The organism is Nioella aestuarii (genome assembly GCF_050896395.1).
Classification (GTDB): Bacteria; Pseudomonadota; Alphaproteobacteria; order Rhodobacterales; family Rhodobacteraceae; genus Nioella; species Nioella aestuarii.
The window spans coordinates 1-8,570 of sequence record NZ_JBPBBA010000069.1 but is presented as its reverse complement, the minus strand read 5'-3'; the positions used below and the strand labels follow the sequence as shown (position 1 = coordinate 8,570).

The 8,570-nt window shown below is 58.1% G+C and carries 7 protein-coding genes; 5 read left to right on the top strand and 2 right to left on the bottom strand.

The genetic code is table 11. The annotated features are described in order from the left end of the window. Positions 1-273 precede the first annotated feature (273 nt). Entirely contained in the window at positions 274-1,173 is a 900-nt protein-coding gene (locus ACROHD_RS20475; RefSeq protein WP_432680302.1) for a LysR substrate-binding domain-containing protein, read from the bottom strand. Positions 1,174-1,292: 119 nt separating this feature from the next. Here ACROHD_RS20475 and proX point away from each other — a divergent pair, with 119 nt between their 5' ends. From proX to betC, 4 genes are all read left to right on the top strand, one after another. Beyond that, positions 1,293-2,255, top strand: a complete 963-nt coding sequence (proX, locus tag ACROHD_RS20470; RefSeq protein ID WP_432680301.1) for a glycine betaine/L-proline ABC transporter substrate-binding protein ProX — start codon at positions 1,293-1,295, stop codon at positions 2,253-2,255. 63 nt (positions 2,256-2,318) lie between these two features. Further along, positions 2,319-3,338: a quaternary amine ABC transporter ATP-binding protein gene (locus ACROHD_RS20465; RefSeq protein WP_432680300.1), complete on the top strand. Its 1,020-nt coding sequence runs from the start codon at positions 2,319-2,321 to the stop codon at positions 3,336-3,338. A 9-nt stretch (positions 3,339-3,347) separates the two neighbouring features. Then, a complete protein-coding gene (locus tag ACROHD_RS20460; RefSeq protein WP_432680299.1) occupies positions 3,348-4,265 on the top strand; it encodes an ABC transporter permease in 918 nt (305 codons plus the stop codon). Between the two features lie 3 nt (positions 4,266-4,268). Continuing rightward, positions 4,269-5,762 (top strand): choline-sulfatase, encoded by a 1,494-nt coding sequence (gene betC / locus ACROHD_RS20455; RefSeq protein ID WP_432680298.1) that lies wholly within the window; start codon positions 4,269-4,271, stop codon positions 5,760-5,762. 660 nt (positions 5,763-6,422) lie between these two features. Here the strand turns inward: betC and ACROHD_RS20450 are convergent. Next, complete coding sequence (locus tag ACROHD_RS20450; RefSeq protein ID WP_432680297.1) at positions 6,423-7,430, bottom strand: LacI family DNA-binding transcriptional regulator; 1,008 nt, start codon at positions 7,428-7,430, stop codon at positions 6,423-6,425. A 165-nt stretch (positions 7,431-7,595) separates the two neighbouring features. Here ACROHD_RS20450 and iolG point away from each other — a divergent pair. After that, the coding region (iolG, locus tag ACROHD_RS20445) for an inositol 2-dehydrogenase (RefSeq protein WP_432680296.1) at positions 7,596-8,570 on the top strand (975 nt) is incomplete at its 3' end.

The following is an 8,570-nucleotide window of genomic DNA, read 5'->3' as shown; positions in this document are numbered from 1 at the left end:
CGGACAGACGACAGTACTGACCAAAACGACCGCAAATATCGCCAGAAAACTCTTGCAATGCAGGAGCCACCCACAGATGACCTTGGCCGTGATGTCAGACGCCGCATCGCCGCGCAACGAAAGCGGCCATACATTTAGGTCGCTACATTTCGAGCGACCAGAGGTCTATAGCGCGAACGAAGCCCTCCGCCATGCACTGCCGAACAATCATCTCGAACATCCGACTCACCAGGCCGCTCTCATGGCCGACAATCGCTTCACCGGGGTGCTCAATCATTTCTTCTGCACGGTCTCCAATATCCACTCGCAGAACTTGGCAGCCTCTTTGTGTCCCTCGCTGGCATTGATCAAGTGAAAGTAATCTCGCTTGATCTCCAGCATTCCCTCGATTTTCGAGAGGCTTCCCTCCTCAAGGTAGCGATCCACCAGCGGGTGTCCTGCAAGAGCGATGCCCTGTCCTTCTATCGCAGCCTGCAGCATGTTGATGTAGGTGTTCACGACCACGCCCTTCGATTCCGCCGGGGGTTGAAGGCCGTTCTTCTGAAACCAATTCGGCCAACGGGCACCGGGGCGGTAGATCCCGCTCAGATGCAGCAGGTGTTCATGTAAGAGGTCTTCTGGGTCGCTAAGCCGGGTTCGCGCAGTGTATCGTGGGCTTACTACGGGAAACACGACTTCTTGCATGAGCGGCGTGACGTTGGAAAAGGCCGGAGGATTCCTGCTGTATCGGATGGCGATGTCGACGCCTTCGGCAGAAAGGTCCAGATATCTGTCCGTGACCATGAGATTCAGTTCTGTCTCAGGATGACGCGTCTTGAAGTCCACGAGCCTTGGCATCAGCCAATAGGTTGCGAAGGCCGATGTAGTCGTGAGTGTCAGCCTGTTGTCGTGTTGGGCTGAGGTGACGCGCTGGATCGCAGATGCGATCTGGTGGAGAGCCGGGTTCACCTCCGCTTCCAGCATCCGCCCCGCCTGCGTCAGGCTGACCTTTCGGTGATCGCGGTGAAACAGCCGTGTACCGACGGTCTCTTCCAAATCCGCGATCTGGCGGCTGACCGAAACGCGCGTGATCCCGAGTTCCTCGGAGGCACGCGTAAAATTAAGATGTCGGGACGCAGCCTCGAAAGTGACGAGCTGGGGAAGTTTTGAAAGGGTTTTACGAAGGTTTGCCATAACAATCTTGTTAACATGGTGTGCCGCATTTTGGAACTTCACATTGCGCCTTTGCCTGTTCACGCTGAGATCTAGGCGAACTACCCCGGCCAGGGGTCAAAGACCAACAGGAGAGACCAATGAACGCATTTACCAAACTTGTCGCGTCAACGGCGCTAGCCGCGATGATGTCCTTGCCCGCGCTCGCCCAGGATCTTCCGGGGGCTGGCGTGGAGGTTTCACCGATCAAGGGCACACCCGCGAACGCCTGGTTCCAGCACATGGTTCTGCAACTGGGGCTTGAAGAACTGGGCTACGAGATGCAGGAGACACTTGAGGCCGATTTTCCCGCCGTGCATCTGGCTGTAGCGTCTGGCGATGCGAGCTACACCTTCAACCACTGGCGCCCGCTGCACAATGACTTCTTTGATCGTGCCGGAGGCGAGGCCGTGATGACCCGTGTGAACCCGGCGATCACCGGCGCGGGCCAAGGCTACTATATCGACCGCACAACCGCCGAGGCCCATGGCATCACGTCGATCCAGCAACTGGCCGACCCCGAGATCGCCGCCCTGTTCGACAGTGACGGCGATGGGCTGGCCAATCTTTCGGGCTGCAATCCGGGGTGGGGATGCGAGATCGCGATCGAGGATCATCTCGACGCGCTTGGCCTGCGTGACACGGTCGAGCACGACCAAGGCAGCTATTTCGCGATCATGGCCGATACGATCACACGGTTCAACGAAGGCGCGCCGATCCTCTACTACACCTGGACGCCGAACTGGATCAGCGACGTGCTGGTTCCCGGCGAAGATGTTGTTGCAATTGGGGTGCAGGGTGACAGCGAAGACATGGATCCCGGCTTTGCCTTGAATGATGTCTATATCGTTGCCAACAACGATTTTCTTGCGGAGAACCCTGCCGCGGCCCGTTTCTTCGAACTTGTCGAAATCCCGATCGGTGCGGTGAACGCAGCCCAAGTGCGGCTTCGCGACGGTGAAAACACCCTGGAGGATTTCCGGGCGCAGGCCGAAGAATGGGTCGCCGCCAACCAGGACCAGTGGGATGCCTGGATTGCAGATGCAATGGCAGCGGCCAACTGACAATACCCTGTGAACTGTGGGCGTGCTCCCTGTCACGCCCATTTTTTTCGAAGGACAAGCGACATGAATGACGCCCAGATCGAATGCCGCGATCTTTGGAAAATCTACGGAAGACGTTCTGCCGAGGCGATGCGGGCTGTTCTGAACGAGGGCCTTAGCAAAGAAGAGGTGCGCGACCGCTTTGACTGTGTGCTTGGCGTGCGAAATGCCAGCTTCAGTGTCCGTCGCGGTGAAATCTTCTGCATTATGGGCCTGTCGGGATCGGGCAAGTCCACGCTGGTGCGCCACGTGAACCGTCTGATAGAGCCGACTTCGGGCGAGATCCACGTTGCAGGCAAGCGCGTCGACACGATGAACGCCACCGATCTGCGGAAACTTCGTGCCGAGACCATCGGTATGGTTTTTCAGCACATGGCGCTCTGGCCGCATCGCACGATCGGTCAGAACGTGGGTTTCGGTCTGGAGGTGCGCGACGTGCCCCAGGCAGACCGGCGGAGGGCCACAGAAAAGGCGCTTGGGGCGATGGAACTTGGCGGCTGGATCGACCACTATCCAGACCAGTTGTCGGGCGGAATGCAGCAACGTGTGGGACTCGCGCGTGCGCTTGCGGCCGACCCGGAGATCCTCTTGATGGACGAGCCCTTTTCTGCGCTCGACCCGCTGATCCGCCGCCAGTTGCAGGACCAGTTTCTGGCGCTGTCGGCTCATGTGAAGAAGACAACGCTGTTCATTACCCATGACCTCGACGAAGCGATCCGGATGGGCGACCAGATCGCGATCATGAATGACGGCGAGATCGTCCAGATCGGAACGCCCGAACAGATCGTGACCCAGCCCAAAGACGACTATGTGGCCGAGTTCGTGAAAGGCATTTCCCGCGTCGGGCTGGTCAGGGCCGAGACGATAATGGAGCCGCTTGACGGCCAGCAGACAACCAACAGGCAGGTGCGAGTGGATGCACCGCTGTCCGAGATCATCGACCAGTTTCTGGAAGATCAGTCGCCGGTCACGGTCGTCAACCCGGACCGCGACCCGGTCGGTCTGATCACCATCAAGGCCGCCTTGACGGCGCTGCGCGGATAAGAGGGCATCATGGATATCTGGAACATCTTCGATACCGAATGGGTGCCCATCGGACCTTGGGTGGAAGCGGCCCTGCAATGGCTGGTGGCAAATTTCAGGGGGTTCTTCCAGGCCATTAAGGTGCCCTTCGACTTTGTGCTGACCGGGCTTGAAACTGGGCTGACCGAGGCGCCGGATCTGCTGATCCTTGCTTTGATCGTGCTTGTCGCCTGGCAGGCGGGAGGCAGGAAGCTCGCCATTATTTCTGCGGCCAGCATGATGGGTATCGGCCTCATGGGGGCGTGGGAAGAAAGCATGACCACACTGTCCATCGTCCTGACCTGCGTCGTGTTCTGTTCCCTGATCGGCATTCCGCTCGGGGTGCTGGCCGCCAAGCGGGACCGGTTCTGGCTCGTGCTGCGCCCTCTCCTCGACCTCATGCAGACGATTCCGTCTTTCGTGTATCTCGTCCCCATCGTGATGCTCTTTTCGATCGGCAATGTCTCTGGCGTGATCGTGACCTTCATCTACGCATTGCCGCCTGTCGTGCGGCTGACCAATCTCGGCATCCGTCAGGTTCGGCCCGACATGGTGGAGGCCGCCCGCGCTTTCGGCGCCTCCGACCGTCAAACCCTGCTGAAGATCGAGCTGCCGCTTGCCATGCCGACGATCATGGCGGGTGTGAACCAGACGATCATGATGGCGCTCTCCATGGTCGTTGTCTCGTCGATGATCTCGGTCACCGGTCTGGGCCAGATGGTTCTGCGCGGTATCGGGCGGCTCGACATGGGGCTCGCAACAGTGGGCGGGTTGGGGATCGTGTTCCTCGCCATCGTGATCGACCGCGTTTCGCAAAGTTTCGGCATCTCCTCGCGCGAGCGTGAGCACAAGAAGTGGTATCAAACCGGACCGATCGGATTGGTTCGCAGCCTGATCGGGCGGGAGTGACCCATGCCAAAGCAGCCCAACATATTATTCATCCAGGTTGATCAACTGACGGCGAGCGCCCTGAGAGCTTATGGCAACGAGATTTGTCATGCACCGACGCTCGACCGTTTGGCTGATGCGGGTGCTGTCTTCGAGACTGCCTACTGCAACTATCCGCTCTGCGCGCCATCACGGTTTTCCATGGCCACGGGCAAGCTGGCCTCCGAAGTCGGGGCCTATGACAACGCCGCCGAGTTCTCGGCCGAGATTCCGACCTATGCCCACTACCTGCGGGCGGCTGGCTATCAGACGGCCTTGTCGGGCAAGATGCACTTTATCGGGCCCGACCAGTTCCACGGCTTCGAAAGGCGTCTGACGGCGGACCTTTATCCGGCTGACTTTGCCTGGGTGCCAAACTGGGGCAATGAGGGCAAGCGAGATACCAATGATCCCCGAGCCGTCCGGATCGCCGGGGTCTGTGAGCGCAGCGTCCAGATTGATTACGACGAAGAGGTTACCTTCAAGGCGGTACAGCACCTCTATGATATCGCGCGCTCGGACGACGACCGGCCATTCTTCCTGCAGGTCTCCTATACCCATCCGCATGAACCTTATCTCTGCCGCAAGGAGTTCTGGGACCTCTACGAGGGCAAGGACATCCCCACGCCTCGGGTGCCGGCGCTGAGCGAGGCAGAGCATGACCCCCACTCCGTGCGTTTGCTCAAGGACTTCGGAATGCTGGGCATTCGGTTCAGCGACGAAGACATCGCACGCGCCATCCGCGGCTACTACGGGTCGATCAGCTATATCGACACTTTGGTCGCCCGCGTCCTTGAGGCGCTGGAGTCCACTCGCGCAGCCGATAACACCGTGATCGTCTTCACCTCGGATCACGGCGAGATGCTGGGTGAACGCGGCATGTGGTTCAAGAAGCACTTCTTCGAAAAGTCCATGCGAGTGCCGCTGTTCATCACCGCCCCGTGGATCGCACCGCAAAGGGTGTCTGAATTTTCGTCGCTGGTGGATCTCCTGCCGACCTTCTCGGGCATCGCACATGCGCCGGAGCCGGTCGACACGCTTGAAGGCGTTGATCTCTTGACTCTGCTGGACAGGGGAAACCCTGCGCCGGAACGCGCCATTCACGCCGAGTACCTAGCCGAATCCACACCGGCGCCGATCTTCATGATCCGAAAGGGGCGTTTCAAGTTCGTCTCCTCCTCGGTTGATGGTGTGATGCTGTTCGACCTGGAAGCCGACCCGGACGAGCTGACCAATCTTGCACGCAGAACCGACCATGCGGACATTCTTCAGAAGTTCACCGAGGCAGCCGCCCGAAAGTGGGATGAGGAGCAGCTGACTAGGCGCATCAGGCAGAGCCAGAAACGCCGCAGACTGGTGCGAAATGCGATGACCCTTGGCGAAAGACAGCTTTGGAATCACGATGAGCGGCCGGGCGATAGCGTGCTCTGGTATCGCGGAGAACAGGGCTACAACGAGTGGGCATTCGAGTATCTTTAGTTAGCAATAGAAGCAAAACCGTTAACGAAATGCCTTATCGGGATGGATCTCTACTCGACCAGTGATACTACCTTGCAGCATTCGTTGGATAGGCTCGGAGCGGCTTTACAGCCACGCAGAAGAGCATGCAGAAGAGCACATCGTTGCTGGCCGGTTTGAACGTCAGCTTTCACAGCTACCCTCCAAATCATTCGCGTCTGCGGAGAAAGTCCGATATCCGCCCTCTGTGCGTGCCGTTGCTCACGGCCCGGAGCCGACCTTTGCCGTGAGGTCGGACGCCGCATCGCAGCTTCACCGAAGCGGCCATTCATGCAGACCGCAGCATTTTCGGAGAGTGAAGGTCGGCAGAGCGGACGAAGCGGACTTGTGCAGTTGCAGCTAGTGCTGACGCAGAAGACCTTCGCGACTGCAGCACTCAATTTTCAACGCTGCCCTGGACTTCACCGAACCGGTCGTTTGAAGGAAAGGGTTTTAGCGTATCCCAACCACCCATTGTCGTAAGCGGGATCGACTCCATAAAACACTTAAGCTATCTGCCTTACCTCCTTCGTCGGAATTCGCTTTGCGCGCTTCGTATCAACATCTAAATCAGGATGACAATCTCGAGCACCGGACTGCGGGCCCGGCAGGCGCCTCTGATTCTCTTTATTAAAAGGCGGCCTATGCGCTGTTGCGAATGATCAAGTTTCCCAGAAATGCATTCAACTCTTTGGTGCGTTTCTTGCCCTCAAGGACATCCACCAGTGCTTCTGCCATTTCCGTCAGTGGCTGGCGATACGTTGTCAATTCATAGTGCGGACTGGAGGCTTGAGGCGCGTTGTCGAAACCGGTAACAGCGATGTCCTCCGGCACGCGCAGACCGAGCTCAAAGCGGATCGCATCGATCGCTCCCATAGCCAGCGCATCGTTTTCGCAAACCAGAACGTCCGGTAGCTCTGACTTTGGTATATCCCGGAGCCACTCAGCCACCGGATCGTATGCCATTTGGGGATCATACCGGTCGACCGACGCAAATTTGGGACGTGAGCCTGTGGTCTTTTCCCACTGCGAAAGGAACGTTTCCTTCCGTTGAAGATGAGCCGATTGAGATTGCGGGCCTGCGATAAATAGCGGATTGCGATAGCCCGCCGAGAAGACATGCTGCGTGATCGCGGTCATGGCGGCGCGGTCATCACAGCAGATAGAGATCGTATTGTCATTGCTGGACATCCGGGCAAAGACGATCAGTTTCTTGACCCTCTTGGCTCCAAGCGCAGTTTCAAGGCTTTGGTCATTGAAACTGACCCCAATGAGAACGGCCGCATCCACGCGTCTTTGGCTCGCATTGAGCAGGGCGGCAGAGGCGTCTTCTTCGTCGCTCGTGTTGACGAGCAGTGTGTCATAGCCGTTCTTTCGCAATATGCGTGTCAGGCGTTCCATCATGATCAGCTTGTGCGGGTTGGCAAAGTCATCGACCAGAAGTGCCACCAGATTGGTTCGGTCAGTGGCCAGGCTTGTCGCTAGAAGATCCGGCACATAGCCGAGATGTTCGGCTGCCTTCAAAACCTTTTCGCGTGATTTCGCAGAGATTGACGCGTCCTTCTTGAAGGCGCGGTTCACTGTCCAGCGGGACACGCCTGCAAGGGCTGCCACATCATCCGCTGTTATAGATCCGCCCTGATCGTTCATCTTTTGCCGACCTCCCTGTCATCGAAACTATCGGAATCACAAACGTTCCATGCCCGGTGCTCCATGCAAGGCTAGCAGCAATTTGCACGCGGGTGCAGAAAATTCTTGCACGCGGGTGCAAAAACGTTAATGGTCTCTCTCAAACGAGAATCGGGAGGTCTCAGTATGCGGGTTGGATTGCTCGGCGCAGGGCGTATCGGAAATGTTCACGCACAGGCGATTTCTTCGCATCCGGAGAGCGAATTGGTCGCTGTGTCCGATGCGTTTGAAAAGAACGCTCGGGCTCTGGCGAAGAGCTACGGCTGTGAGGTTCGCACCTCGGATGAGATCATCGCGGACAGCTCCATTGATGCCGTCCTTATCGCGACGTCGACCGATACACATTCCGATCTGATCGAAGCAGCCGCAGCGGCTGGCAAGGCGGTCTTGTGCGAGAAGCCTGTGGACCTAAGCCTCGAACGCGCGTCGGCATGTCTTGGCAATGTCGGTGACAAGGCTTCGAGCATCATGATCGGTTTCAACCGCCGTTTCGATCCGAGCTTCGGCGCGCTCAAGGCCGCCATCGACGCTGGTGAGATCGGCAAGGCGGAGTTGCTGTCGATCACATCCTTTGATCCAGCTCCGCCGCCAGTTGAATACATCAAGGTCTCAGGCGGCCTGTTCCGGGACATGATGATCCATGACTTCGACATGGCGAACTTCATTATGGGGGATGCGCCCGTGTCAGTAAGCGCCGTCGGGACGTCCGTCGTTGATCCGGCCATCGGCGCGGCAGGTGACGTCGACACCGCGGCGGTTACGTTGACCTATGCGGACGGTCGCATCGCTGTGATCAAGAATTCCCGTCGGGCGGTTTATGGCTATGACCAGCGAGTCGAGGTTCTTGGGTCCGAAGGTCTGTTGCAGGCACAAAACGTGCTCGAAAACACACTGGTGAAATCCACGACGGCCGGCGTGAACAGTGCCAAACCGACATACTTTTTCCTCGAACGGTACATGCCGGCCTACAAGGCCGAATGGGCCGCTTTCGTTGAAACCGTTCAGGGCAAGTCGGACATGCCGGTCATCCGCACTGTGGAAGCTTCGCATTTGTCGGCGCGCCAGACGCTGGCGACGCTCGGCATTCCCACCTCAACCTAT